This window comes from Rhodococcus sp. T7 (assembly GCF_009872365.1).
Classification (GTDB): domain Bacteria; phylum Actinomycetota; class Actinomycetes; order Mycobacteriales; family Mycobacteriaceae; genus Rhodococcus_F.
Window position 1 is genome coordinate 1 of sequence record NZ_WXYH01000326.1, and the last position, 25,003, is coordinate 25,003.

Annotated in this window: 25 protein-coding genes and 1 riboswitch; of the genes, 13 read left to right on the forward strand and 12 right to left on the reverse strand. The window is 68.4% G+C overall.

Annotated elements, in window-relative coordinates; translation table 11 throughout:
• Positions 1 to 78 precede the first annotated feature (78 nt).
• A riboswitch (cyclic di-AMP (ydaO/yuaA leader) is annotated at positions 79 to 243 on the reverse strand.
• Positions 244 to 701: 458 nt separating this feature from the next.
• Positions 702 to 2,468, forward strand: coding sequence for a DEDD exonuclease domain-containing protein (locus MLGJGCBP_RS27155; RefSeq protein WP_160099358.1), 1,767 nt, complete (start codon positions 702 to 704; stop codon positions 2,466 to 2,468).
• Positions 2,465 to 2,740 (forward strand): Lrp/AsnC family transcriptional regulator, encoded by a 276-nt coding sequence (locus tag MLGJGCBP_RS27160; protein ID WP_005247708.1) that lies wholly within the window; start codon positions 2,465 to 2,467, stop codon positions 2,738 to 2,740. Before MLGJGCBP_RS27155 ends, MLGJGCBP_RS27160 begins: the two co-directional genes overlap by 4 nt.
• A gap of 8 nt (positions 2,741 to 2,748) precedes the next feature.
• Here the strand turns inward: MLGJGCBP_RS27160 and trpD are convergent, their stop codons facing one another.
• Together trpD and MLGJGCBP_RS27170 are read right to left on the reverse strand one after the other, a co-directional pair.
• Positions 2,749 to 3,837, reverse strand: a complete 1,089-nt coding sequence (gene trpD, locus MLGJGCBP_RS27165) for an anthranilate phosphoribosyltransferase (RefSeq protein ID WP_160099360.1) — start codon at positions 3,835 to 3,837, stop codon at positions 2,749 to 2,751.
• A gap of 44 nt (positions 3,838 to 3,881) precedes the next feature.
• The gene (locus MLGJGCBP_RS27170) at positions 3,882 to 4,352 is read right to left on the reverse strand and encodes a hypothetical protein (RefSeq protein WP_160099362.1); all 471 of its coding nucleotides are present in this window, start codon (positions 4,350 to 4,352) and stop codon (positions 3,882 to 3,884) included.
• 126 nt (positions 4,353 to 4,478) lie between these two features.
• On the opposite strand from MLGJGCBP_RS27170, the gene ctaE reads away from it, so the two are divergent.
• The 4 genes from ctaE to qcrB all read left to right on the forward strand — a co-directional run bounded on the left by ctaE (position 4,479) and on the right by qcrB (position 8,824).
• Complete coding sequence (gene ctaE / locus MLGJGCBP_RS27175) at positions 4,479 to 5,090, forward strand: aa3-type cytochrome oxidase subunit III (protein WP_087556213.1); 612 nt, start codon at positions 4,479 to 4,481, stop codon at positions 5,088 to 5,090.
• A 64-nt stretch (positions 5,091 to 5,154) separates the two neighbouring features.
• Positions 5,155 to 6,006, forward strand: a complete 852-nt coding sequence (gene qcrC / locus MLGJGCBP_RS27180; protein WP_087556212.1) for a cytochrome bc1 complex diheme cytochrome c subunit — start codon at positions 5,155 to 5,157, stop codon at positions 6,004 to 6,006.
• Positions 6,003 to 7,145: a cytochrome bc1 complex Rieske iron-sulfur subunit gene (gene qcrA / locus MLGJGCBP_RS27185; RefSeq protein ID WP_124389931.1), complete on the forward strand. Its 1,143-nt coding sequence runs from the start codon at positions 6,003 to 6,005 to the stop codon at positions 7,143 to 7,145. Before qcrC ends, qcrA begins: the two co-directional genes overlap by 4 nt.
• A gap of 29 nt (positions 7,146 to 7,174) precedes the next feature.
• Entirely contained in the window at positions 7,175 to 8,824 is a 1,650-nt protein-coding gene (gene qcrB, locus MLGJGCBP_RS27190) for a cytochrome bc1 complex cytochrome b subunit (RefSeq protein WP_160099435.1), read from the forward strand.
• A gap of 2 nt (positions 8,825 to 8,826) precedes the next feature.
• Here qcrB and MLGJGCBP_RS27195 read toward each other — a convergent pair whose 3' ends face one another.
• On the reverse strand, positions 8,827 to 9,777 hold the full coding sequence (locus tag MLGJGCBP_RS27195; RefSeq protein ID WP_160099364.1) for a DMT family transporter: 951 nt from the start codon (positions 9,775 to 9,777) through the stop codon (positions 8,827 to 8,829).
• A gap of 69 nt (positions 9,778 to 9,846) precedes the next feature.
• Between MLGJGCBP_RS27195 and MLGJGCBP_RS27200 the strand changes: the two genes are divergently transcribed.
• Positions 9,847 to 10,452, forward strand: coding sequence for a TetR/AcrR family transcriptional regulator (locus MLGJGCBP_RS27200; protein ID WP_160099366.1), 606 nt, complete (start codon positions 9,847 to 9,849; stop codon positions 10,450 to 10,452).
• A 66-nt stretch (positions 10,453 to 10,518) separates the two neighbouring features.
• Here the strand turns inward: MLGJGCBP_RS27200 and MLGJGCBP_RS27205 are convergent, their stop codons facing one another.
• A complete protein-coding gene (locus tag MLGJGCBP_RS27205) occupies positions 10,519 to 10,935 on the reverse strand; it encodes a cytochrome c oxidase subunit 4 (RefSeq protein ID WP_072945453.1) in 417 nt (138 codons plus the stop codon).
• A gap of 41 nt (positions 10,936 to 10,976) precedes the next feature.
• On the reverse strand, positions 10,977 to 12,044 hold the full coding sequence (gene ctaC, locus MLGJGCBP_RS27210; RefSeq protein WP_160099368.1) for an aa3-type cytochrome oxidase subunit II: 1,068 nt from the start codon (positions 12,042 to 12,044) through the stop codon (positions 10,977 to 10,979).
• Positions 12,045 to 12,316: 272 nt separating this feature from the next.
• Between ctaC and asnB the strand changes: the two genes are divergently transcribed.
• Positions 12,317 to 14,242: an asparagine synthase (glutamine-hydrolyzing) gene (asnB, locus tag MLGJGCBP_RS27215; protein ID WP_160099371.1), complete on the forward strand. Its 1,926-nt coding sequence runs from the start codon at positions 12,317 to 12,319 to the stop codon at positions 14,240 to 14,242.
• A gap of 69 nt (positions 14,243 to 14,311) precedes the next feature.
• On the opposite strand, the gene MLGJGCBP_RS27220 is transcribed toward asnB, so the two are convergent.
• From MLGJGCBP_RS27220 to MLGJGCBP_RS27230, 3 genes are all read right to left on the reverse strand, one after another.
• Positions 14,312 to 15,286, reverse strand: a complete 975-nt coding sequence (locus tag MLGJGCBP_RS27220; RefSeq protein ID WP_087556206.1) for a carbohydrate kinase family protein — start codon at positions 15,284 to 15,286, stop codon at positions 14,312 to 14,314.
• A 178-nt stretch (positions 15,287 to 15,464) separates the two neighbouring features.
• Positions 15,465 to 15,815 carry an iron-sulfur cluster assembly accessory protein gene (locus tag MLGJGCBP_RS27225; RefSeq protein WP_005247725.1) on the reverse strand — a complete coding sequence of 117 codons (351 nt, stop codon included), beginning with the start codon at positions 15,813 to 15,815 and terminating at the stop codon, positions 15,465 to 15,467.
• 138 nt (positions 15,816 to 15,953) lie between these two features.
• Positions 15,954 to 17,030 carry a glycerate kinase family protein gene (locus MLGJGCBP_RS27230; RefSeq protein ID WP_160099373.1) on the reverse strand — a complete coding sequence of 359 codons (1,077 nt, stop codon included), beginning with the start codon at positions 17,028 to 17,030 and terminating at the stop codon, positions 15,954 to 15,956.
• 88 nt (positions 17,031 to 17,118) lie between these two features.
• On the opposite strand from MLGJGCBP_RS27230, the gene MLGJGCBP_RS27235 reads away from it, so the two are divergent.
• Positions 17,119 to 17,775: a DUF3043 domain-containing protein gene (locus tag MLGJGCBP_RS27235; RefSeq protein WP_087556204.1), complete on the forward strand. Its 657-nt coding sequence runs from the start codon at positions 17,119 to 17,121 to the stop codon at positions 17,773 to 17,775.
• Between the two features lie 3 nt (positions 17,776 to 17,778).
• Here MLGJGCBP_RS27235 and MLGJGCBP_RS27240 read toward each other — a convergent pair whose 3' ends face one another.
• Entirely contained in the window at positions 17,779 to 17,994 is a 216-nt protein-coding gene (locus MLGJGCBP_RS27240; RefSeq protein WP_160099375.1) for a hypothetical protein, read from the reverse strand.
• Between the two features lie 100 nt (positions 17,995 to 18,094).
• Between MLGJGCBP_RS27240 and cobU the strand changes: the two genes are divergently transcribed.
• The 3 genes from cobU to MLGJGCBP_RS27255 are packed head-to-tail and all read left to right on the forward strand — an operon-like array spanning position 18,095 to position 20,621.
• Positions 18,095 to 18,739, forward strand: coding sequence for a bifunctional adenosylcobinamide kinase/adenosylcobinamide-phosphate guanylyltransferase (gene cobU / locus MLGJGCBP_RS27245; RefSeq protein ID WP_160099377.1), 645 nt, complete (start codon positions 18,095 to 18,097; stop codon positions 18,737 to 18,739).
• Entirely contained in the window at positions 18,736 to 19,878 is a 1,143-nt protein-coding gene (gene cobT / locus MLGJGCBP_RS27250; RefSeq protein ID WP_160099379.1) for a nicotinate-nucleotide--dimethylbenzimidazole phosphoribosyltransferase, read from the forward strand. The genes cobU and cobT overlap by 4 nt, the downstream gene beginning before the upstream one ends.
• Before the next feature lie 2 nt (positions 19,879 to 19,880).
• The gene (locus tag MLGJGCBP_RS27255; RefSeq protein ID WP_160099381.1) at positions 19,881 to 20,621 is read left to right on the forward strand and encodes an adenosylcobinamide-GDP ribazoletransferase; all 741 of its coding nucleotides are present in this window, start codon (positions 19,881 to 19,883) and stop codon (positions 20,619 to 20,621) included.
• Positions 20,622 to 20,664: 43 nt separating this feature from the next.
• Here the strand turns inward: MLGJGCBP_RS27255 and MLGJGCBP_RS27260 are convergent, their stop codons facing one another.
• Both MLGJGCBP_RS27260 and gcvT read right to left on the reverse strand, forming a co-directional pair.
• On the reverse strand, positions 20,665 to 21,768 hold the full coding sequence (locus MLGJGCBP_RS27260; RefSeq protein ID WP_087556199.1) for a branched-chain amino acid aminotransferase: 1,104 nt from the start codon (positions 21,766 to 21,768) through the stop codon (positions 20,665 to 20,667).
• A 63-nt stretch (positions 21,769 to 21,831) separates the two neighbouring features.
• Positions 21,832 to 22,932, reverse strand: a complete 1,101-nt coding sequence (gene gcvT / locus MLGJGCBP_RS27265) for a glycine cleavage system aminomethyltransferase GcvT (RefSeq protein ID WP_160099383.1) — start codon at positions 22,930 to 22,932, stop codon at positions 21,832 to 21,834.
• 126 nt (positions 22,933 to 23,058) lie between these two features.
• Here gcvT and MLGJGCBP_RS27270 point away from each other — a divergent pair, with 126 nt between their 5' ends.
• The gene (locus tag MLGJGCBP_RS27270; protein WP_160099385.1) at positions 23,059 to 24,576 is read left to right on the forward strand and encodes a leucyl aminopeptidase; all 1,518 of its coding nucleotides are present in this window, start codon (positions 23,059 to 23,061) and stop codon (positions 24,574 to 24,576) included.
• Positions 24,577 to 24,644: 68 nt separating this feature from the next.
• Here the strand turns inward: MLGJGCBP_RS27270 and MLGJGCBP_RS27275 are convergent, their stop codons facing one another.
• Positions 24,645 to 24,983, reverse strand: a complete 339-nt coding sequence (locus MLGJGCBP_RS27275) for an oxidoreductase (RefSeq protein ID WP_072945480.1) — start codon at positions 24,981 to 24,983, stop codon at positions 24,645 to 24,647.
• Positions 24,984 to 25,003: the final 20 nt, after the last annotated feature.

Consider the following 25,003-nt stretch of genomic DNA (forward strand, 5'->3'; position numbering starts at 1 on the left):
CGACTGCGAGCGCGCCGGCGACGACTGCCCGTCGCACATTCCGCTTGGAAACTTGTGACGCCACGAAAGGGGTACTCCGTTTCTTCCATTCATCCGCCGACCGAGTTAGCTGACGGGTTCGGGCTGGGAAGATCAGCCCTACCCACCGGTGCGTGAGGACGTCCCGGCGGGATTCACCCCAGTAGAAACTTGGGTTCCCGGTACGACCGCTCTCGCGAGTGGCCGATTAGGCGGTGACTAGCGATGCTGCCCCGGTGTTGGGGCTGCGAGACTCCGCTAGGTCTCAGGAAGGTTACGAAATGGAATACCCCGATGTCGACCGGAACACGCGGAAAGTGTCCGTTTGCACCGTTTCGGGGTTTGCGGGCGCGCGATACCCGCATTCGGTAACGACTGGATAACAAGCGGTATGTTTCCGTTCGCTTTTCGACAGCGGGAGTGGGCATTTCGCGTCGCCCGGCGACTCCCCCGGCTGTGCCTCGCGCCGCGTTCCCGCTGTTCAATGGGGGTGCCGGGAACGCAGCTCGACATCCGCACCGGACTCGCCGCCCGCGGTCCCCGCGCTCCGGGAACCCCAATTCCGGGTCGCTCGCCGGGCCGCCCCTCCACTCGCCACCGCAGCCCGCAAACGGGCAGTGTGATCCTCGTCTCTCCGGGCTCCCCGGGCGGGTCTGTCGGTGCCCGTCCATACGCTCTGAGCCGTGAGTGTCCCCGGCGTACCCGAACAGCTGAGATTCGACGAGCTCGACACCCCGCTGCGGGACACCACGTTCGTGGTGGTCGACCTCGAGACCACCGGAGCGCGGCCCGGCGAGGACGCCATCACCGAGATCGGTGCGGTGAAGATCCGCGGCGGCGAGGTGATCGCCGAGATGGCCACCCTCGTCGACCCGGGACGGTCCATCCCGCCGCACATCGTCGAGATCACGGGCATCACCACCGCGATGGTGATCGACGCGCCACGGATCGAGCGCGTGCTGCCCGCGTTCCTCGAGTTCGCACGCGGAGCGGTCCTCGTCGCCCACAACGCCCCCTTCGACACCGGCTTCCTCAAGGCCGCCGCGTCGGCCACCGACACTCCCTGGCCCAAGTTCACCGTGCTCTGCACGGTCAAACTTGCCCGGCGGGTCCTCACCCGCGACGAGGCGCCGTCCGTGAAACTCTCGTCGCTGGCCCGGCTGTTCGACGTCGGGACCACCCCGACCCACCGGGCCCTCGACGACGCCCGCGCCACCGTCGACGTCCTGCACGCCCTCATCGCCCGGGTCGGCAACCAGGGAGTGCACAGTCTCACCGAGCTCGTCGACTACCTTCCCGACGTCTCCTCGCACCAGCGGGCCAAACGCACGCTCGCCAGTCATCTCCCCCGTTCGCCCGGCGTCTACCTGTTCCGCGGGCCGTCCGACGAGGTCCTCTACGTCGGCACGGCGACGGATCTGCGCCGCCGGGTGCGCAATTACTTCACCGGCTCCGAGACGCGCGGCCGGATGAAGGAGATGGTCGCGCTGACCACCCGGATCGACCACGTCGAATGCGCGCACGCTCTCGAGGCGGGTGTGCGCGAGCTCCGGCTGCTCGCCGCCCACACGCCGCCGTACAACCGGCGGTCCAAGTACCCGAAGCGCGGCTGGTGGATCACTCTCACCGCGGAGGCGTTCCCCCGGCTGTCGGTCGTGCGGACCCCGGCCACCGATTCACTCGGTCCGTTCCGGTCCCGTTCGACCGCCACCGACGTCGCCGACGTCCTCGCCGAGTACTGCATTCTCCGCACCTGCACGAGCCGGATCCCGAAGGGACGGGCGCACGGTGCGCAGTGTCCGCCCCGGGAGCTCGGGCGCTGCCCCGCATCCGTCCACGGCCGCGACACGGAGGACGCCTACCGTCCCGGTCCGGAGCTCTTCCGGCTCTTCCTGCGCGGCGCAGACGACGCGCCGCTGCACCGGATGCGCGCACGGGTGGAGGAACTGGCCGCGGGCGAGTTGTTCGAGAACGCCGCGCGGCTGCGGGATCGCACCGCGGAGGTCGTCCTCGCACTGCGCAGGATGCAGCGCCTGGCGGCCTTGACCGCCCTCGATCAGCTCGTGGCCGCACGCCCGGCCGCGACCGGCGGCTGGGAGTTCGCAGTGATCCGTTCCGGGCGTCTCGCGTCCGCGGGCTGCGCCCGGCGGGGAGTTCACCCGATGCCGGTGGTCGATGCGCTCGTCCTCACCGCCGAGACCGTCGTTCCGGACGCGACTCCGCTTCGCGGCGCGTCCCCCGAGGAGGCCGGACTGCTCGCGCGCTGGCTCGACCAGGACGACACCCGCATCGTCAGCGCATCCTCGGGGTGGTGCGAGCCCGCACGGGGCGCCGGATCCTGGTCCGAGTGGTGCGCACTCGCCCTCGCAGGCAGCGCGTCGACACGGGACGCCGAGACCCGACCACCCGCACCGGGTTCCGCCGACCACCGCTTAGGCTGGCGATCATGATCAACGCCATCGTCCTGATCCACGCCGAAGCCCACCGAATCCCGGAGACCGCTCAGGCCGTCGCCGACATCGAGGGCGTCGACAAGGTCTACTCCTGCGCAGGCGACGTCGACCTCATCGCGATCGTGCGGGTCCGGGACCACGCGAAGATCGCGGAGGTCGTCACCGAGGGAATCAACAAGGTGGACGGCGTCTCACGGACGGCGACGCACATCGCGTTCCAGTCCTACTCCAGCGCCGACGTCGAAGCGGGCTTCTCGATCGGCGAATAGCTCCGCGGCTATTTGCTGGTGGCCAGGCCCGACGTGAGTTCGGCCCACCGCCCGAGCAGCGTCGCGGCCGCTCCACTGTCGATGGACTGCGCCGCCGTCGAGAGCCCGTCCGACAGTCCGTCTTCGAGCGTGCGGCCGGCGAGTCCCCGGAACGCGGCGATCGCCGCCGCGGCGTTGAGCAGGACCGCGTCGCGGACGGGCCCGATCTCACCCGCGAGGAGTCGCCGCGCCACCGCCGCGTTCACGTCGGCGTCGCCGCCGCGCAGTTCGTCGAGCGACACCCGCGCGATCCCGATGTCGCGGGGGTCGAACTGACGGGTGGTCACCGACCCGTCGGCGACGATGTGAACGGTCGACGTGGTCGACGTCGTCAATTCGTCCAGACCGTCGTCGCCGCGCACCACCAGCGCCGAATTACCGCGCTGCGCGAGCACACCGGCCACCACCGAGATCAGGCCCGGGAAGGCGCAGCCGATGAGGCCCGCCCGCGGACGTGCCGGGTTGGTGAGCGGACCGAGCACGTTGAAGACGGTCGGGATGCCGATCTCCTTGCGGGGCGCGCCCGCGAACCGCAGCGCGGGGTGGAACACCGGCGCGAAGCAGAAGCCGATGCCGACCTCCTGCACGCAGCGGGCCACCTCATCGGGGCCGAGATTGATCTTGACGCCGAGCGCCTCGAGGACGTCCGCCCCACCGCTCTTGGAGGACGCCGCCCGGTTCCCGTGCTTGACGACGCGGATGCCGGACGCCGCGACCACGAGTGACGCCATCGTGGAGATGTTCACCGTGTTCGATCGGTCACCGCCGGTGCCGACGATGTCGACGACGTCGTCGTCGACGGGGACCCTGCGTGCGTGCCCGAGCATCGAGTCCGCCAGGCCGCGCAACTCGTCCGGGGTCTCACCCTTCATCTTCAGGGCGACGCCGAATGCCGCGATCTGCGCGGACGTGGCGTTGTCGGACATGATCTCGTCCATCGCCCACTTCGCGTCGTCCACCGCGAGGTCACGTCCGTCGGTGAGCGCACCGAGGACCGACGGCCAGGTGCGCGCAGGCAGCACACCGTCGTTGGTCCCCTGAGCAGTCGGGCTCTGCATCGTCGTGTCCCCTTGTACTAGTGGCGGATCCGATCCCTGGCAGCCTAGTCACCGGGCGGATCGGACTCGCGCGCCGGTTGCGTCGCGTCCCATCCGTCGACCGAGCCCCCGAGCCGCTGGGCAAGCCCGGCCATCCTCGACCGTTCCTGGGAGCAGTGCAGGGCATCGAGGACCTGGACCCGCTGCAGCACGAGTTCGACGGTCGCACCGTCCTCGGCGGCGGATGCCTGCCCGTCCGGATGCTGCGGCCGGTACCCGTCCTGGGCGGCGATCGACACGGCGTCGGCCACCGAGGACGCAGGCAGCCGCAAATGGTGCCGCAGTACCGCTTCCGCGTCGGCGTCCCACCGCGGATCCTCGGCGGCGGCACGGTCGAGCGCGGTCGAGCACGCCTCCACGTCGTCGAAGCTCGAGGCGACGACCACGAGGTCGGGCCGATCCTGATCGAGAGGGGTCTGCTTCCGACTTCCGAACAGTCGCCGCAGCCACCCCGTACTGTTGTCTCCAGAGCGCATGACTCCACCCTTTCACGGTCCGCGACCAGGCTGTCAGCAGGGAGAATCGGACAAGCGGGGCGCCTCGGCGCGCCGAGGGTGGACCCGGGTAGTCGTCTCTTACGACGAAGCGTCATACTTCTGTCTGTGACGAGCGCAGTAGGGACTTCAGGATCAGCAATCACCCAACGCGTGCACTCGCTGAACCGACCTAACATGGTCAGCGTTGGCACCATCGTGTGGTTGTCAAGTGAGCTCATGTTCTTCGCAGGGCTCTTCGCCATGTATTTCGTGGCGCGATCGCAGGCGAATGGAAACTGGCCGCCGGAGCCGACCGAGCTGAATCTGTTCCTGGCCGTGCCGGTGACGCTGGTGCTGATCGCCTCGTCGTTCACCTGCCAGATGGGTGTCTTCGCAGCGGAGCGCGGCGACGTCTTCGGCCTCCGCCGGTGGTACCTCCTCACGTTGGCGATGGGCACCTTCTTCGTCCTCGGACAGGGATACGAGTACATCCACCTCATCGAAGAGGGCACCTCCATCTCGAGCAGCGTCTACGGCTCGGTGTTCTACATGACCACCGGCTTCCACGGCATGCACGTGATCGGCGGCCTCATCGCGTTCGTGTTCCTGATCGCCCGCACCAAGGTCAGCAAGTTCACGCCCGCCCAGGCCACCGCCGCCATCGTCGTCTCGTACTACTGGCACTTCGTCGACATCGTGTGGATCGCCCTGTTTGCCACGATCTATTTCATCCGTTGATCAGCTGAACGCCCCAGGCAGCCCCCTGACGTCCAGTCCGTCCCGACATACCAAAGGGATACAGATGAGTTCATCCCCCCCTCCCGCATCCGACACCACAGCGTCTGCCGCCAAGGCACGCCGCCAGCGGAAGCTCCGCAGGCGCGCCATGGGCGCCCTGGTCCTGATGATGGGACTGGTCAGCGCCGGTTTCCTCGCGTCCGCGTTGACGCCAACCCCGCAGGTGGCCACCGCCTCCGATGATCAGGCAGCACTGATCCGCGAGGGCAAGCAGTTGTACGACACCTCGTGCATCACGTGCCACGGCGCGAACCTGCAGGGTGTGCAGGACCGCGGCCCCAGCCTGATCGGTGTCGGCGAGGCCGCCGTGTACTTCCAGGTGTCGTCGGGACGTATGCCCGCATCGCGCAACGAGGCCCAGGTCGAGCGCAAGCCCGTCAAGTTCGACGCCGAGCAGACGGACGCCATCGGCGCGTACGTCCAGGCCAACGGCGGCGGCCCCACGGTCATTCGCGACGAGAACGGCGAAGTCGCCCAGTCTTCACTGCGCGGCGGCGATATCGGACGCGGCAGCGAGCTGTTCCGTCTCAACTGCGCGTCCTGCCACAACTTCACCGGGCGCGGCGGTGCGCTGTCGTCCGGTAAGTACGCGCCGGTCCTCGACCCGGCCAACGAGCAGCAGATCTACACCGCGATGGTCACCGGTCCGCAGAACATGCCCAAGTTCTCGGATCGTCAGCTGACCCTCGAGGAGAAGAAGGACATCATCGCCTACATCAAGTCGTCGGGCGAGACGAAGCAGCCCGGTGGCTACGGACTCGGCGGCATCGGTCCCGCCTCCGAGGGCTTGGCCATGTGGGTCGTCGGAATCATCGCTGTCGTCGGTGCAGCACTGTGGATCGGAGCAAGGTCATGAGCGACGCTGGCCAGCCGGGCGGCGCCACGCCAAAGAAGTACACGGATGCAGAACTCGAGAACCTGAGCCGCGACGAACTGGTCGAGCTCGGCACGAATCTCGACCACGTCGATGTCGCGTTCCGCCGCAACCGCTGGGCGGTTCCGGGAACGAAGGCCGAGAAGCGCGCCGAGCGGTCGGTCGCGTTCTGGTTCGCGCTGTCCGGCATCTCCGCGATCGCGTTCATCGCGATCTACCTCTTCTGGCCCTGGGAGTACGCGGGCTCCGGCGAGGAGCACTACTCGGCGTACAGCCTGTACACGCCGCTGATCGGCCTCACCATGGGTCTGGCCATCCTCGGCCTCGGTGTCGGCGCGGTGCAGTTCACCAAGAAGTTCATCCCCGAAGAGGTGTCCATCCAGGACCGCCACGACGGTGGATCGTCCGAGGTCGATCGCAAGACGATCGTCGCGGAACTCGGCGACTCGTTCGACACGTCGACGCTGGGACGCCGCAAGCTCCTCAAGCGCACCCTGATCTTCGGCGGCGGTGCCCTCGGCATCATGTCCGTCATGCCCCTCGGTGGTCTGATCAAGAACCCGTGGGCCAAGCGCGACGACTCCCCGCTGTGGGTGTCGGGATGGACCCCCCGCTACGAGGGCGAAACCATCTACCTGCGCCGCGACACCGGTCGTCCCGAGGACGTCGTCCTGGTTCGCCCGGAAGACCTGGACGCCGGCGCCATGGAAACGGTGTTCCCCTTCCGGGAGTCCGATCGCGGCGACCACGACGCACTGCTCGAGGCGCTGCGCGGCATCCGTAACGCGACCATGCTCATCCGCCTCCGCACGGAGGACGCGGCAAACGTCACCAAGCGCAAGGGCCAGGAGAGCTTCAACTACGGCGACTACTTCGCCTTCTCGAAGATCTGCACCCACCTCGGCTGCCCCACCTCCCTGTACGAGCAGCAGACCAACCGAATCCTCTGCCCGTGCCACCAGTCGCAGTTCGATGCGCTGACCTACGGAAAGCCGATTTTCGGTCCGGCCGCTCGTGCACTTCCGCAGTTGCCTATTACAGTGAACGAAGAGGGTTTCCTAGTCACAACGGGTGACTACATCGAAGCTCTCGGCCCGGCATTTTGGGAGCGTCGACCGTGACCGACAACAAACCGTCCAAACTGAGCGCGATGGCCACAGGCCAGGCGGAAGCGATGGACTCGCGCTACCACCTCGCAGCGGGAATGCGGCGGCAGATCAACAAGGTCTTCCCCACCCACTGGTCGTTCCTGCTCGGCGAGATCGCGCTGTACAGCTTCGTCATCCTGCTGATCTCCGGTGTCTACCTGACCCTGTTCTTCGACCCGTCGATGGCGCACGTCGTCTACAACGGTGCGTACGAGCCCCTGCGCGGCGTCACGATGTCCCGCGCGTACGAGACCACGCTGAACATTTCGTTCGAGGTTCGCGGCGGTCTGTTCGTCCGTCAGATCCACCACTGGGCTGCGCTGATGTTCGCGGCGTCGATCGTCGTGCACCTGCTGCGCATCTTCTTCACCGGCGCCTTCCGGCGTCCGCGTGAGGCCAACTGGGTCATCGGCTGCCTGTTGCTGATCCTGGCGATGTTCGAGGGATTCTTCGGCTACACCATCCCCGACGACCTGCTGTCCGGCACCGGCCTGCGCGCCGCGTTATCCGGCATCACGTTGAGCATCCCGATCGCAGGCACCTGGATGCACTGGCTGATCTTCGGCGGCGACTTCCCCGGCGACCTGATCATCCCCCGCCTGTACGTCGCGCACGTCCTGCTGTTCCCCGGCATCATCCTCGCCCTGATCGCCGGTCACCTCGCGCTCGTCTGGTACCAGAAGCACACGCAGTTCCCCGGCCCCGGCCGCACGGAAACCAACGTCGTCGGTGTGCGCATCCTCCCGGTGTTCGCCGTCAAGTCGGGTGCGTTCTTCGCGATCACGTTCGGTGTTCTCGCCGTCATGGGTGGCGTGCTGCAGATCAACCCGGTCTGGACCATCGGCCCCTACAACCCGTCGCAGGTGTCGGCAGGTTCGCAGCCCGACATCTACATGATGTGGACGGACGGCCTGGCCCGTCTGTGGCCGGCATGGGACGTCTACCTGTTCAACCGCTACACCATCCCGTCGGTGTTCGCCGTCGCGTTGATCATGGGTCTGGTGTTCACGGTCCTGATCGCCTACCCGTGGATCGAGAAGCGTCTGACCAAGGACGATGCTCACCACAACCTGCTGCAGCGTCCGCGCGACGTTCCGGTGCGTACCGCGATCGGTGCGATGGCGATCGCGTTCTACGCCGTCCTGACGATCTCCTGCATCAACGACATCATCGCGTACCACCTGAGCATCTCCCTGAACGCGATGACGTGGATCGGCCGTATCGGCATGGTGCTGCTGCCTCCGATCGCCTTCTTCGTGGCCTACCGGTTCTGCCTGGGTCTCCAGCGCAGCGACCGTGAGGTCCTCGAGCACGGCATCGAGACCGGCATCATCAAGCGGATGCCGAACGGTCAGTACATCGAGATCCACCAGCCGCTCGGCCCGGTCGACGACCACGGTCACCCGATCCCGCTCGAGTACCAGGGTGCGACCGTCCCGAAGAAGATGAACAAGCTCGGTTCCGCCGGCAAGCCCGGGTCCGGCAGCCTCGTCACGGCCGACCCGGTCGAGGAGAGCCTGGCCCTCGAGCACGCCCTGCACCACGGCGAGCACGAGCAACTCACGATGCTGCGGGAGTACCAGGACCGTGCCCACGGCAACGGTTCGTCGGCGTCCGGCAACGGATCGTCCGGCAACGGCGAGGCGCACTAGCCTCACCTCCGCAACCGAGCAGAGCCCCGAACCACTTCCGGTTCGGGGCTCTGCTCGTCTGTCCGGGCCGTGCGCGCTCCCCTCCCCCGCGGCTGCCCACGGAACACGAGCACGACCGCCCCGAGACCGAGGACAAGTCCGAGCGCGGTGAGAACCCCGAACGGCTCGCCGAACATCACGGCTCCCCAGATCGCCGTCACTGGCGCCATCAGGAACATCAGGGCATTGACCCGCGTGATTCCGCTCCGGCGCAGCACGAGCCAGTACAGGCCGTAGCCGCCGACCGTGGACAGGACGATCAGCCACGCCACCGACCACCAGAACGGTGCCGTCGGCGGCGGCGACAGCCTTCCCGCGCACGCGGCGAGGGCGGTGAACAGCACGGCGCTGGTCGCGCAGTGCACCGTGAGGGCCACGGCGGGGTCGGTGTCGTCCGGTGAACGGCTCTCCATGAACGTCGCGGCCACCAGCGACAGCATCCCGGCGAACGGCACGAGGTACGCCCACCACGCCACGCCGGAGACCGAGGTGGCGTCGCCGGCGGTGACGATCACGACACCCGTCAGTCCGAGCAGCAGCCCCCACCACTGCCTGGCCGCGACGTTCTGACCGAGCAGTGGGCCTGCCAGCACGGCGACGACCAGGGGCTGGGTGCCGTCGATCAGTGCGGTGGTGCCGGTCGAGACGCCGAGTCCGATCGCCTGGTAGACGGTCAGCAGGTACCCGGTCTGCGACAGCGCGCCCACCACCACCCCGCGGCGGACCGCACGGAATCCGACTCCCCGCCACCGGGCGCGGTGGAACAGCGCCGCACCCACGGCGAGTGCGACGGCCAATGGGAGGAACCGCCAGGTGAGCACTGTGAGCGGGTCCGCGTCCCCGGCGCCGAGTTTGGCCCCGATGAACCCGGAACTCCAGCACAGGACGAACATCACGGCGAACGCCACGTTCACGACAGACCACCACCCAGGTATACAGATCGGTTTACTTCCCGAAAGTACACCGATCTGTATACTTTTGTCATGGAGTCTGTGCAGGCACCGCAGCGCGTCACGCTGACGCCGGGCGCGCGGCGGGTGCTCGCCGCGGCGGGCACGCTGTTCTACGAGCGGGGCATCCACGCGGTCGGCGTCGATCTCATCGCAGCCGAGGCCGGCGTCACGAAGAAGACGCTCTACGACCGTTTCGGTTCGAAGGAACAGATCGTGGTCGAGTACCTCGCCGACCGGGACGAGCGGTGGCGGGCGTTTCTCGCAGACCACCTCGACTCCGTCGGCGCCTCACCCGAACAACGGCTGACGGCGATCTTCGACGCGTCCCGGGAATGGACCGCGGAGAACAGCGCAAAGGGGTGCAGCATGGTCAACGCGCACGCGGAGATCAGCGACCCGTCACATCCGGCGTACGCGATCATCATCGGCCAGAAGCGGTGGATGCTCGACCTGTTCACCGGCGTGTGCCGGGACGCATCGGTGCCCGATCCGGAAACACTTGCGCGCACCGTCCTGCTGCTTCACGAGGGCGCCCTGGTCGCGCACGGATTGCAAGTGTTCCCCGATACGGTGCGACTCGCGTCCGAACAGGCCACCGCCCTCCTCGCCGCGGCGGTGCCGAACCGCGAGCGCTGACGACGAAAAGCGGAGGCGCCGAATCCCAGAGGGATTCGGCGCCTCCGCCGTCACATCAGGTGTGGACTAGTGCTTCTCGGGCCCGACGTAGTACTCGAAGACGAGACCCGCGGCGGCGGCCAGCACGGCAACCACGGCGACCACCAGCATCCACGGCTGGAAGAACGCCATCGACACTGCGACGAACGCGGCCGCGGCGGCGAGCAGGATCGGCCAGTAGCTACCGGGGCTGAAGAAGCCCAGGTCGCCTGCGCCGTCGGCGATCTCCGCATCCTCGTAGTCCTCGGGACGAGTGTCGAGGCGACGGGCGACGAACCGGAAGTACGTTCCGATGATCAGCGTCAGTCCCGCCGACAGGCAGATGCCCGTCAGACCCGCCCACTCGATACCGGTTCGTGAAACGGCGGTGAAGACGCCGTAGACGATCGCGACGAGAATGAAGAATACCGTCAGGATCTCGAAGAGCTTGGCTTCGATCTTCATATCAGCACTTGTCCTTGGTCAGTGAGGTATCAGCAGCGGGTTCAGTTACCTTCGACACCGCTCGCCTGCTTGTAGCCGCGGTCGGTGGTGAAGGGAGACGTCGACGTCGCGACAGGGGACTCGCCGATGGCCTGCAGAGCCTCCGCCGTGGTCAGATCCCGGCCGCCCTCGCTCGCCGGCTTGCGCAATTCGACGTACTGCGCGAACTTGTCCGGGCTCACGGCGCGAACCTCGAAGTTCATCATCGCGTGGAACGTGCCGCACATCTCGGCGCAGCGCCCGACGAAGGCACCTTCCTTCTCGATCTCACTGATCTGGAAGACGTTGTCGGAGTGGTTCTCCTTGGGGTTCGGGTTCACGTCGCGCTTGAACAGGAACTCCGGCACCCAGAACGCATGGATGACATCGGCCGAGGCCAGTTCGAACTGGATCCGCTTGCCGGTCGGCAGGACGAGGATCGGGATCTCGTTGCTCGAACCGACCGTCTCGATCTTGTCGTAGTGCAGGTAGGACAGGTCCTGGGGGACCTTGCCGTGGATCGGTCCGGGCAGGGCGTGCTCACCCTCGCCCTCCGCCTTGGGCGCCGATGCAGCCTCGACGGCGGCCTGCGCCTCCTGGTCGACTCCGTCGTACAGGCCGCCACCCTCACCGAGGTCGATGGAGCGGTAGCCGAACTTCCAGTTCCACTGGTACGCAGTGACATCCACCACAACGTTGGGGTTGTCCTGCTTCTCGAGGACATGGTTCTGCACGACCACCGTGAAGTAGAACAGCACCGCGATGATGACGAACGGAACCGCGGTGTACGCCAGCTCCAGCGGCACGTTGTATGCCGTCTGACGCGGGAACTCGGGTGAGTCCTTCTTCTTGCGGTGGAAGATCACCGCCCAGAAGGTGAGTCCCCACACCAGCACACCCATGACGAGGGCGGCGATGACCGACCAGGTCCACAGTTCACGCATGCGGTGCGCCTGCGGGGTTACGCCCGAAGGCCACCCGAAACGAAGCACCTCGTTGTCGATTGAACAACCCGACAGCAGCAAGGCAGCAATGCCCAAAGATACTGCCAACCCTGCCCGCCGAAGGATCCGACCTTGCGCCACGTTCACGCCTTCCTGATCGCCGCAAATTCCACTAGGGCACACCCGATGGGAAGGCCCAATTACTACGCAGCGTAGACCAAAGGTGGCGGCTCTCCATCCTCGGGTCGGGCGATGTGTCGCTGTCGTTGCCGCGGCGGTGCCGGTGTTCGGGTCGCGTCGGTGCCTGCGACGGCCCGAACCGGACGCTTCGGCAATCTGCGGCATACTTTCCGGCAGAGATCCATGACCCCTCCACCTCGTGGAGCCTTCCAAGATTCTGAATTGAGGTACCGGACGCTGTGTGCGGACTGCTCGGGCTACTGACCTCTGGAGAAACCAGCGACAACGCCGTCTCACAGGTCGACCAGGCGATGCACTGCCTGCGGCACCGTGGGCCGGACGAGCACGGGACCTGGCACGACGACCACCTGGTCTTCGGGTTCAATCGGCTGTCGATCATCGACATCGAACACTCCCACCAGCCGCTGCGGTGGGGTCCGGCGGAGAATCCGGAACGCTACGCGCTGACGTTCAACGGCGAGATCTACAACTACCTCGAGGTGCGGGCCGAACTCGCCGAGCAGTTCGGCGCGCAGTTCGTCACCGAGGGCGACAGCGAGGCCATCGTCGCCGCGTTCCACTACTGGGGTGAAGACGCCGTCCGCCGCCTGCGCGGCATGTTCGCGTTCGCGATCTGGGACACCGAGACGCGGGAATTGTTCATCGCCCGCGATCCGTTCGGCATCAAGCCGCTGTTCCTGGCGACGGGCACCGGCGGCACCGCGTTCGGCAGCGAGAAGAAGAGCCTGCTGGAACTGGCGAGCCTGATCGGCATCGGCACCGAACTCGATCCGCGTGCGGTCGAGCACTACACCGTTCTCCAATACGTGCCGGAGCCGGAAACCCTCCACAAGCAGATCCGCCGGCTCGAGTCCGGGTGCTTCGCGCGGGTGCGCCCGGGTGAAGAACCCGTGATCACCCGCTATTTCGCGCCTGCGTTCCCGGTGCGTCCGTTCGCCGCGGGCACCGAGCAGGCCCGGTACCGCGAGATCGCGGAGGCGCTCGAGGACTCGGTCGCCAAGCACATGCGCGCCGATGTGACGGTCGGCTCGTTCCTGTCGGGCGGCATCGACTCGACGGCCATCGCGGCGCTCGCCATGCGCCACAACCCGAACCTGATCACGTTCACCACCGGTTTCGAGCGTGAGGGCTACTCCGAGGTCGACGTCGCGGCCGAATCCGCCGAGGCCATCGGCGCACGCCACGTCGTGAAGGTGGTCAGTCCCGCCGAGTTCGCCGCCGCCATCCCCGAGATCGTGTGGTACCTCGACGACCCCGTTGCCGACCCCGCGCTGGTTCCGCTGTGGTTCGTCGCGAAGGAGGCACGCAAGCACGTCAAGGTCGTGCTGTCCGGTGAGGGCGCCGACGAACTGTTCGGCGGCTACACCATCTACCGCGAGCCGATCTCGCTGAAGCCGTTCGAGTACCTGCCCAAGGGCCTGCGCAGGGCCGCCGGGAAGCTGTCCGAGCGCATCCCCGACGGCACCCGCGGCAAGAGTCTGCTCAACCGCGGTTCGCTGACCCTCGAGGAGCGGTACTACGGCAACGCGCGCAGCTTCAACGACGCGCAGTTGCGCGCCGTCCTGCGCGAATTCCGGCCCGAGTGGACGCACCGCGACGTCACCGACCCGATCTACGCGCAGTCCCAGGGGTGGGATCCGGTGGCCCGGATGCAGCACCTGGACCTGTTCACGTGGTTGCGCGGCGACATCCTGGTCAAGGCCGACAAGATGACGATGGCAAATTCGCTCGAACTGCGGGTGCCGTTCCTCGATCCGGAGGTCTTCGAGGTGGCGTCACGGGTGCCGCTGGATCAGAAGATCACCAAAAGCACCACCAAGTACGCCCTGCGTCAGGCGCTGGAGGGGATCGTCCCCGGGCACGTGCTCCACCGCGCGAAGCTGGGCTTCCCGGTGCCGTTGCGGCACTGGCTGCGCGGCACCGAACTGTTCGACTGGGCGCACGAGCAGATCGCGGCCTCGGGCACCGATCACCTGCTCGACAAGGCCGCGATCACGAAGATGCTGAACGATCACCGGGACGGCGTGTCCGACCACAGCCGCCGCCTGTGGACCGTGCTGATCTTCATGGTCTGGCACGGCATCTTCGTGGAGAACCGCATCGTCCCGGAGATCGCCGAGCCGGCGTACCCGGTCTCGATCTAGGCGCTTCGCGCCCGTGCGCCTTTTTGGTAGCTCCCACTGCCAGAAAGGCGCACGAGCGGCGGAGCCGCCTTACGGCAGTATCGCGGCGATCTCGTCCGCGGCGGCGGAGCCGTAGGCATCCGCGAGGCGCTTGACAGCCTCGTCGCGGTCGAACGTCCATTCCTGGGTTCCGGTCGTCTCCAGCACCAGCACGGCCACCAGCGACCCCAGCTGTGCGGAGCGTTCGAAGCTCAGGCCTGCGCTGTGCGCGAGGAGGAATCCGGCACGGAAGCCGTCACCGACACCGGTCGGGTCGACCTTGGCCTTCTCCGGGACGACGGCGACCCGGGTCCGGTTGCCCTCGGCGTCGACGATCTCCACACCCTTGGAGCCGAGCGTCGTGACGCGGACGCCGACCTGCGCGCGGATCTCCTCTTCGGACAGTCCGGTCTTCTGCTGCAGCAGTCCCCACTCGTACTCGTTCGTGAACAGGTATTTCGCGCCGCGAATCAGCGCCGCAGCCTCCTCGCCGTTCAGGCGCGCGAGTTGCTGCGACGGGTCGGCGGCGAACGGGATGTCCTGTCGGCGGCATTCCTCGGTGTGGCGGATCATCGCCTCGGGGTCGTTGGCGCCGATCAGGACCAGTTCGAGCGTGTCGGCGTCCGGTGCGATGGCGGACAGCTGGATCTCGCGGGCCTCGCTCATCGCCCCGGGATAGAACGAGGCGATCTGCGCCATGTCCTCGTCGGTGGTGCACACGAAACGCGCGGTGTGCGCGGTGGTCGAGATCCGGACGGCGGTGCAGTCGACACCGTTGCCCTCGAGCCACTGGCGGTAGTCCGCGAAGTCGGCTCCGACAGCGCCCACCAGCAGCGGGGAACCACCGAGGACACCCATGGCGTAGGCGATGTTGCCGCCCACTCCCCCGCGCCGGACTACGAGATCGTCGACCAGGAAGCTCAACGAGATGTGGCTGAGCTGATCGGCGAGCAGTTGCTCGGCGAACCGGCCCGGAAACCGCATCAGGTGGTCGGTGGCGATGGAACCGGTTACCGCAATTGTCACGGGCGGATGCCTTTCGGTGAGTTCGGTCGGGATTTCTCACCGTACCCCGGCGTACCACCATGTTCGGTCGGCAGCACGAGGACGCGGGACGGCGAGGTCGGGCACGAAAAAAGTCTGACGCGGCAGCCGGTCGGCGCCGCGTCAGACTTGTCGATTCAGTTGTACTTCGGCCTGGGACTCAGTTGAAGGAGTCGCCGCAGGCGCACGAACCGGTCGCGTTGGGGTTGTCGATGGTGAAACCCTGCTTCTCGATGGTGTCGACGAAGTCGATCGAGGCACCCTCGACGTACGGCGCGCTCATCCGGTCCACCGCGAGGGCGACGCCACCGAAGTCCACGATCAGGTCGCCGTCCAGGTTGCGGTCGTCGAAGAACAGCTGGTAACGCAGTCCTGCGCAGCCGCCGGGTTGCACGGCGATACGCAGTGCGAGGTCGTCACGACCTTCCTGATCGAGCAGCGCCTTCGCCTTGGCGGACGCGGCTTCGGTCATCTTGACGCCGTGGACGGCGGTCTCGTTCTGCACAGTCATGGGCTCTCCCTGTAGTTCGTAACAAACCCGTGAACGCTTCAACGGTACTCCGCGCCCGACTTATTCCCGGGTTCCATTCGCTGCGGCAGCGTCCGCAGATCGATCCACGTCCATGGTATCCGACGCCGGGGTTTCGGGTTACTGCCGTGCGGCTGTGCCGTCCCATCCGCGGGCCGCGGCGGCGGCGAGGTCTCTCAGCTGCGCGTATGCGTCCGACATCGCGCGTTCGACCGACCCGGCGTGATCCACCAGGGACAGCGCGTCGTCGATGCCGGCGCGGTCCAGATCGGCCGTGTCGAGGAGCACCTGCCCGGCCAGGACGAGCGTCGCAATGGCCCGCCTGCGGGCCGCGGCGGCGAGCGCGATCACGAGTTTGCCGCGCAGCGACTGCTGGTCGAGCCGACCTTCGCCGGTGATCACGAGCTGCGCGGAGGCGAGTTGCCGGTCCTGCCGGGTGCGCTGGGCGACCACGTGGGCGCCGGATTCGCGGGTGCCGCCGAGCGCGAGCAGCGCGGCGCCGATGCCACCCGCGGCTCCGGCGCCGGCCTCGGCCGCGACGTCCCGGGCGGTCGCCCGATGCAGTTGCGCGGCCCACGCGGTGTTCCGGTCCTCGAGGAAGGCGACGGTGCCGGGGTCGGCACCCTTCTGCGGTCCGAACACGCGGGCAGCGCCGTGCTCGCCGAGCAACGGGTGTTCGACGTCGGTCGCGGCCACCAGTTCCACCGCGCGCAGCCGAGCGACGGCGGCGTCCGCACTGCCGAATCCCTCCGCGAGGGATTCGACGAGGCCGCGGCCTCCGTCGGTGCAGCTGCTGCCGCCGAGACCGACGACGATTCTGCGGGCTCCGGCGTCGAGGGCCGCCACCACGAGCTGCCCGACGCCTCGGCTGTGCGCGTCTCGGGCGGTGCGGGGCGTCGGCGGTCCGCCGAGCAGTCCGAGTCCGCAGGCCTGAGCGGATTCGAGGTAGGCGTCGGTGCCGTCGAGGAGCCAGCGGGCGGGGATGTCGACGCCGAGGGGCCCTTCCACCACCGTGGTCCGGACGGTGCCGCCCGCAGCGGCGACCACGTCGACGAAGCCGGGGCCGCCGTCGGACTGCGGGGCCTCGATCAGCTGGTCGTCCGGGCGCACCGCCGACCATCCCGCCGCGATGGCGGCGGCCGCCTCGACCGCGGTCAGCGTTTCACCGAAGGAGTCCGGCGCGATCAACACTCGCATCGGCGAAGTGTATGGCGACGGGCGCGACCCGGCATTTCGATGTGAGGGCGGTTTTCCACTCGCCGGCGTCTTCCCATAGTCTGGAAGGGTGAAATTGCTACGCCGCGGTGATTCGGACAATTCAGACAAGCGGGACGTCGAGGTCGCCGAGTCGTCCACGGCCCAGGAGGCGGAGTCCGTCGAGCAGGCAGGCAAGGGCCGCCCGACCCCCAAGCGACGTGACGCAGAGTCGAAGCGCCGCGGACCGGTCGCGCCCGCACCCCTGACCGCGAAAGAGGCCCGGGCCCGCAAGAAGGCGACCCGCGGCAGTAAGGAAGAGCGCAAGGTTGCCGCGGCGGAGCGACGCGCCACCGCCGCGGAGCGGCGCACCCGCATGCTCGCCGGCGAGGACAAGTACCTCCTCCCCCGCGACAAGGGTCCCGTCCGCGCGTACGTCCGGGACATCGTCGACGCCCGGCGCAACCTGGTCGGCCTGTTCATGCCACTGGCGCTCGTGCTCATCATGGCGATGTTCGTCAGCCCCGCGCTGCAAGCGATCGTGACCCTCGCCATGCTCATCATGATGATGTTCATGGCCATCGAGGGCGTCTGGCTGGGCCGCAAGATCAACAACCAGGTGCGGGAACGCTTCCCGGACACCCCCGACGGCGGTTTCAAGCTCGGCTGGTACGCGTTCGTGCGGGCGTCGCAGATCCGCAAGCTGCGGGCCCCCAAGCCGCGCGTGCGGCCCGGCGACGCCATCTGACGATCAGTTGTGGGGCGCGCGGTGCGTCTCGGCGAGCAGCCGCCCCAGTTCGGCGTCGCGGTCGTGCGACAGGTCCGTCATGGGATCGGCAGGCCGGAAGAAGTTGTCGCGGTAGCTGTTCCGCAGTCGCGGGTGGAGTGGACCCAGGTGCCGACCGGCGTATGTCACGGCCGCTTGCAGCACGAGGAGTAGTGCAACGAGGACGAGAAATTCGGTCATGGCTGAAATTCTCCGCCCGCCCACTTCCCGCCAACAGTGGCGGAATTGACGTTCTTCGTCAAAATACTGCCACGTCGGCGGGTTGGTAGCGTTTTCCTCCGTGCCCATCGCCGATCCCCGGGACCACCCGGGTCACCCGTACCAGCCCACGCGAACGCTGGTACTCGGCGGGGCACGCTCCGGTAAATCCGTGCACGCCGAGGAACTGACCCAGGCGCTGGCCGGGGCGGGCCGGGTGCGCTACGTCGCGACCAGCCACCGCGACCCCGACGACCAGGACTGGGAGCACCGGGTCGCCGAGCACCGTGACCGGCGCCCCGACAGCTGGCTCACCGTGGAAACCGCGCACCGCCGCGACCTCGCCGATCACCTGCGTTCCCCCACCGACGCGGCCGCCACCCTCGTCGACGACCTCGGCACCTGGCTCACCGTCGAACTCGACGGCGCCGCAGCCTGGGATTCGCCGCGGGGCACCATCGGCCCCCGCGCGGACGACCTCGTCGCGAGCGTCCGCGACTACCGCGGGGCGCTCGTGCTGGTAACCCCCGAGGTGGGACTCGGCGTCATCCCCGAGACCCGGTCCGGTCGACTGTTCCGCGACGAGATCGGCGCCCTCAACGCGCGACTCGCGCAGGTGTGCGATCGCGTGGTCCTCGTCGTGGCCGGCCTGACCATGACTCTGAAAGACGATCCCGCACGCGCATCGTGCGGGGCAGACTCCACTCGAGCGAGAGGCCAAGCGTGACCAGCGAGTCCGTGAGCACCGACCCCGGTCGGTTCGACCCCGTCACCCCACCCGACGAAGGGATTCGCGCGCAGGCCGAGGCCCGCCAGCTTCAGCTCACCAAACCCGCCGGATCGCTCGGACGTCTCGAGACGCTCGCATGCTGGGCGTCGGCCTGCCAGGGCGTCTGCCCGCCCGCCCCGTTCGCACGGGCACGGGTGGTGGTGTTCGCCGGCGACCACGGCGTGGCACGGACCGGCGTCTCCGCGTATCCGCCCGAGGTGACGGCCCAGATGGTCGCCAACTTCGTCGGCGGCGGGGCGGCCGTCAACGCTCTCGCGAACCGGGCGGGCGCGAGCGTCCGCGTCGTCGACCTGTCGGTGGACGGCGACACGGATCCGTCGGTGTCCACGTTCAAGATTCGGCGCTCGTCGGGTGCGATCGATCGCGAGGACGCGCTCACGCACGAAGAGACCCTGAAGGCCATCGAGGCCGGGCGGTCGATCGCCGACTCCGAAATCGATTCCGGCGCAGACCTGTTGATCGCCGGCGACATGGGAATCGGCAACACCACGCCGGCCACCGTCCTCATCGCCTCGCTGACGGACACCGAACCGGTCGCGGCCGTCGGCCGGGGTACCGGTGTCGACGACGCCGGCTGGATCCGGAAGACGGCGGCGATCCGCGACGCGATGCGCCGCGCCCGGCCGGTGCTCCGGGACACGGTGGCACTGCTGCGCACGGTGTCGGGCGCCGACCTCGCCGCGATGGCCGGGTTCCTCGCGCAGGCCTCCGCGCGCAAGACCCCGGTGATCCTCGACGGCGTCGTCGTGACGGCGGCCGCGATGGTCGCGGAGGAATTGGCGCCCGGCGCGCGCGCGTGGTGGCTGGCCGGCCACCGTTCCACGGAACCGGCCCACACGATCGCGCTGAAGCATTTGCAACTCGACCCGCTCCTCGAACTCGACATGCGACTCGGCGAGGGGTCCGGCGCCGTCACCGCGCTGCCGATCCTGCAGGGAGCCGTCGCGACGCTCGCGGAGATGGCCACGTTTGCGGAGGCCGGGGTCAGCACTCGCGACGCCGAAGACGACTCCGGCTCCGGTCCCAGGACCGACTCCGGCACCGGGACCGATTCCGCCGCCGATACCGCGGGCTGACCGTGACGGGCGTGCTGCTCGCGTTCTCCTGGCTGACGGTCCTCCCCCTGCGCGGACCGGATTCCGTCGACCGCGCGGCCGGCCGCCGCGCGATCCGGGCGGCACCGGTGACGGGCATCGCGCTGGGCGCCCTGGCCGCCGGGTTGCTGTGGGTGCTCGTGTCCGCCGGTCTCGATCCCGCCCTCGCCGGCCTGGTGACGGTCGGGGCACACGCCCTCGCAACCCGCGGCATGCACATCGACGGACTGTCCGACACCGTCGACGGACTCGGCTGCTACGGGCCGCCGGAGCGGGCGCGGGCCGTGATGCACAGCGGCGGCGCGGGCCCGTTCGGAGTGTGCGCCCTGGTGATCTGCCTGGGCGCGCAGGGGCTGGCATTCGGATCTCTCGCCGCCACAGGACAGTTCGCGTGTGTGGCCGTCGCCGTGGCGGCGGGGCGGGTGGCGGTCGTGTTCGCCTGCCGCCGCGGAATCCCCGCGTCCTCCACGGAAGGTTTCGGCGCGCTGGTCGCCGAAACCCAGTCACCGTGGACCGGTCTCGCCTGGACCGTCCCGCTGCTCGCGACGGCCGCATGGTGCACGGCGCCCTGGTGGCAGGGACCGGTCGTCGTGGCGACTGCACTGGCACTCATCGCACTGCTGGTGGCCCACTGCGTCCGGCGATTCGCCGGCCTGAACGGTGACGTGCTCGGAGCCGCGCTCGAGATCACCGTCACCGTGTCGGCGATCGGTCTCGCTTTCTGACCGACTGCCGAAACGGCTCAGCGCAGTCGACCGCCGACACGGCTCAGCGCAGTTTGGTCATCCAGCCGTGGGTGTCGGCGAACGTTCCCCGCTGAATTCCGGTCAGCGTGTCGCGCAGGGCCATGGTGACCTCGCCGGGCTCGCCGTCGGCGATCGTGAATTCACCTTCGGCGGACTTGACCCTGCCGACGGGCGTGATGACCGCCGCCGTTCCGCATGCGAACACCTCGGTGATCTCGCCGGACTTCGTCTTGGTGCGCCATTCGTCCGTGCTGATCCGCCGCTCCTCCACCGCGAAACCGGCGTCGATCGCGAGGGTCAGCAGCGAATTGCGGGTGATCCCCGGCAGCAGCGAACCGGACAGGGACGGCGTCACGAGGCGGGCGTCGGATCCCGAGCCGAACACGAAGAACAGGTTCATGCCGCCCATTTCCTCGACGTACGACCGCTCGATGGCGTCGAGCCACACCACCTGGTCGCAGCCCTCGTCGGCGGCCTGCGCCTGCGCGAGGAGCGACGCCGCGTAGTTGCCCGCGAACTTGGCGGCACCGGTGCCGCCGGGTGCGGCCCGGACGTACTCCGTCGACAGCCACACGCTGACCGGCTTCACTCCCCGCGGGAAGTACGCGCCCGCGGGCGAGGCGATCAGCAGGTAGCGGTACTCGTCGGCCGGACGCACACCGAGACCGGCCTCGGTGGAGAACATGAACGGGCGCAGGTACAGCGCGTCCTCACCACCGGCCGCGGGCACCCACTCGTGATCGAGCTCGAGCAGTTCGGTGATCGACTTGACGAACAACTCCTCCGGCAGCTCGGGCATCGCGAGACGGCGAGCCGACGTCGCGAGCCGCTCGGCGTTCGCCTCGATACGGAACGTCGAGATGCCGCCGTCGGGCTGCCGGTAGACTTTCAGTCCCTCGAAGATGGCCTGCCCGTAGTGCAGGACCATCGCGGCCGGGTCGAGCTGCAGCGGCCCGTACGGCTCCACCTTCGCGTCGTGCCAGCCGAGCTCGGTGGAGTAGGTGATCGACGCCATGTGGTCCGTGAAGTACCGACCGAATCCGGGCGCCGCCAGTATCTCTCGCCGTACCTCGTCGGAGGTGGGGGCGGGATGCGGGACGCGAACGAACTCGGTGACACCTGTCATGCCCGTGATCTTATCGAACGCCTTCCGCCGCCCCGCCGCCGACAGGTCGTCCGCGACAGGTGCTTACTTGGTGTTGATCTCCACGAACGGCGGAGACACCACCGCGGCGCGCAGCGAACGTCCCCGGACGTCCACGGAGATCTCGTCTCCGGCCGACACCGCGGACCCGGAATCGAGCAGCGCCAGCGCGATCCCGACCTTGAGCGTGGGCGAGAACGTGCCCGACGTGGTCTCGCCGATCGACTCGCCGTCGCGGAGCACAGTCTGACCGGCGCGCAGGACCCCGCGGTCCAGCGCCTTGATGCCCCACAGCTTGCGGGCGGGGCCGGACGCCTTCTCGTCGGCGAGAGTCTCCTTGCCCCAGAACTTCGGCTTCTTCCAGCCGATCGCCCAGCCGCATCGCGCCTCGAGCGGGGAGATCTCCAGCGACAACTCGTGCCCGTGCAGCGGGTACCCCATCTCGGTACGCAACGTGTCCCGGGCGCCGAGACCGGCGACCTGGCCGCCGCGCGCGCGAACCTGCTCGACCGCCGCCCGGAACAACTTCTCGCTGTCCTCCCAGCGTGGCAGCAGTTCGAACCCGATCTCGCCGGTGTACCCGCTGCGGCAGACACGGACGGGAACGCCGTCCCAGGTGGCGTCCGCGAAGGCCATGTAGTCGATGTCGGTGGGCAGGCCGAGCGCGGTGAGCACCTCCACCGACTTCGGGCCCTGCACGGCGATCACGCCGAAGTCCCGGTGCTGGTCCTCCACCGTGATCCCGTCAGGCGCCGCGGCGGTCAGCGCCGCGACCACGTCCGCGGTGTTGGCGGCATTCGGGACGAGGAACACCTCGTCCGGGCCCACGTAATAGGCGATCAGATCGTCGATCACCCCACCCGACGGCGTGCAGCACAGCGTGTACTGCGCCTTGCCGGGGCCGATCTTGTCGAGGTCGTTGGTCAGCGCCGAGTTCACGAAGGCGGCGGCGCCGCTGCCCCGCACGAGGGCCTTGCCGAGGTGGCTGACGTCGAACACTCCGACCGATTCGCGGACCGCGGTGTGCTCGGCGACGGTGCCGGCATACGACACGGGCATCTCCCAGCCGCCGAACGGAGCGAACGTGGCCCCGAGTTCGACGTGGACGGCGTGGACGGGCCCCTGCGACAACTGCTCCTCGGTCATGCGCCTCAACCTATCGGACCTCCGGGTAGCCGCGCACCGGGTAGCCGGCGGCGACGGAGCACTACCATCGGGACCGACGTCGGCCACCCGACACCACCCGCCCCCCACCGCTGCAGGAGACACACCGTGAGCACTCGCACAGCCCGGCCCCTCGGACCACAACTCGCACTGGCCGGCACCGTCGGCAAGCGAGTGGACGTGTTGGTGATCGGACTGACGTCGAGCCCGGACGGCCCCGAAATCGCCCTCGGAGACGGCATCGTCGACGAATCGGTGCTGACCGATCTGCTCGACACGCTCGTCACGGTGGGCGCCTCCGGCAAGGCCGAGGAGACCACCCGCATCCCGGCACCCGGCACGCTGCCGGTCGACAGTGTGCTCGCCGTCGGACTCGGTTCGGCCGGGAAGCTCGACGCCGAGCAGATCCGCAGGTCCGCGGGCGCCGCGGCACGGGCGCTCAGCGGCGTCGACACCGTCGCGACCACGCTGTCCGCACTCGATCTCGGTGCGGCAGCGGAAGGTTTCGCCCTCGGCGCGTACCGGTTCACCGAATTCAAGTCCGCGAAGTCCGCCCCCGGCCCGGACGCACAGCCCGTCTCCCGTGTGGAGCTGCTGGTGTCGTCCCCGCGGGCGAAAGAGTCGAAGGACACCCTCGCGCGCTCTTCGGCGATCGCCGAAGCCGTCGCCACCGCACGCGAATTCGTCAACACTCCCCCGAGCCACCTCTTTCCCGCCGAATTCGCCGACCGCGCAAAGGCACTCGGCACCGATGCGGGACTGAAGGTCGAGGTCCTGGACGAGAAGGCACTCGAAAAGAACGGGTACGGCGGCATCCTCGGGGTGGGCAAGGGCTCGTCCCGGCTGCCGCGACTGGTCCGCCTCAGCTACTCCGCCAAGAAGCGGAACGCCCCCAAGGTCGCGCTCGTCGGCAAGGGCATCACGTTCGACACCGGCGGCATCTCCATCAAGCCCGCCGCAGGCATGGAGAACATGACGTCCGACATGGGCGGTGCCGCAGCCGTTGTGGCGACCGTGGTCCTCGCCGCCAAACTCGGACTGCCCGTCGACGTCACCGCCACCGTCCCGATGGCCGAGAACATGCCGTCGTCCACCGCGCAGCGCCCCGGCGACGTCCTCACCCAGTACGGCGGAACCACGGTGGAGGTCATCAACACCGACGCGGAGGGACGCCTCGTCCTCGCCGACGCCATCGTCCGGGCCTGTGAGGACGAGCCCGACTACCTCATCGACACGGCGACGCTCACCGGCGCGCAGATGGTGGCACTGGGCAATCGGACCCCCGGCGTCATGGGGACCGACGAGTTCCGCGACCGCGTCGCCGCCGTCTCCCAGAGGATCGGCGAGAACGCGTGGGCCATGCCGATGCCCGCCGAACTGCGCTCGGACCTCGACTCGAAGATCGCCGACCTCGCCAACGTCACGAATCACCGCTGGGGCGGCATGCTCGCGGCGGCCCTGTACCTGAAGGAGTTCGTCGCCGACGGCGTCCAGTGGGCGCACATCGACGTCGCGGGACCGGCCTACAACTCGTCGGGACCGTGGGGCTACACCGGCCGCGGCGGCACCGGCGTGCCGGTGCGCACGATGATCTCGGTGATCGAGGACATCGCCGCCAACGGGTAGGCGCTTCGCGCTCGTGCGCCTTTCCGGTTGCCCCCGCAACCACAAAGGCGCACGGGCGGCGGAGCCGCCTACAGGTCGCGTTCGCGCTCCCGCTTCCGCTCGATGCGGCGCCGCGCGTCGTGGTCGCGCATCCGCTGCGGGTAGCCGGTCTTGCGGACGTCGTACACCGGGATGCGCAGATCCTCCCCGAGTTTGCGGGCGCCGCGTTCGCCGCCCACCCGGCGCCGGGTCCACTCGCCGTCCGCCGCGACGAGCACGACGGTGACTTCGGTCACTGTCGTCCGAGGTTCCACGTACGCCTCCACACCGAGATGGGTGCGAGTCCAGTTCGCGAGATGGGCGGCATCCTCCGGGGACGCCTGGGATCGGCCGGACCGAGGCCGCGAGAAACGGTCGAACAACCCCACGTCGAGCCTCCTCGAGTGCG

Coding starts and splice junctions, on each gene's coding strand:
- MLGJGCBP_RS27160 (WP_005247708.1), top strand. CDS start 2,465: ATGATCAACGCCATCGTCCTGATCCACGCCGAAGCCCACCGAATCCCG.
- trpD (WP_160099360.1), bottom strand. CDS start 3,837: ATGCAGAGCCCGACTGCTCAGGGGACCAACGACGGTGTGCTGCCTGCG.
- MLGJGCBP_RS27170 (WP_160099362.1), bottom strand. CDS start 4,352: ATGCGCTCTGGAGACAACAGTACGGGGTGGCTGCGGCGACTGTTCGGA.
- qcrC (WP_087556212.1), top strand. CDS start 5,155: ATGAGTTCATCCCCCCCTCCCGCATCCGACACCACAGCGTCTGCCGCC.
- qcrA (WP_124389931.1), top strand. CDS start 6,003: ATGAGCGACGCTGGCCAGCCGGGCGGCGCCACGCCAAAGAAGTACACG.
- qcrB (WP_160099435.1), top strand. CDS start 7,175: ATGGCCACAGGCCAGGCGGAAGCGATGGACTCGCGCTACCACCTCGCA.
- MLGJGCBP_RS27200 (WP_160099366.1), top strand. CDS start 9,847: ATGGAGTCTGTGCAGGCACCGCAGCGCGTCACGCTGACGCCGGGCGCG.
- MLGJGCBP_RS27205 (WP_072945453.1), bottom strand. CDS start 10,935: ATGAAGATCGAAGCCAAGCTCTTCGAGATCCTGACGGTATTCTTCATT.
- MLGJGCBP_RS27225 (WP_005247725.1), bottom strand. CDS start 15,815: ATGACTGTGCAGAACGAGACCGCCGTCCACGGCGTCAAGATGACCGAA.
- MLGJGCBP_RS27230 (WP_160099373.1), bottom strand. CDS start 17,030: ATGCGAGTGTTGATCGCGCCGGACTCCTTCGGTGAAACGCTGACCGCG.
- MLGJGCBP_RS27240 (WP_160099375.1), bottom strand. CDS start 17,994: ATGACCGAATTTCTCGTCCTCGTTGCACTACTCCTCGTGCTGCAAGCG.
- MLGJGCBP_RS27260 (WP_087556199.1), bottom strand. CDS start 21,768: ATGACAGGTGTCACCGAGTTCGTTCGCGTCCCGCATCCCGCCCCCACC.
- gcvT (WP_160099383.1), bottom strand. CDS start 22,932: ATGACCGAGGAGCAGTTGTCGCAGGGGCCCGTCCACGCCGTCCACGTC.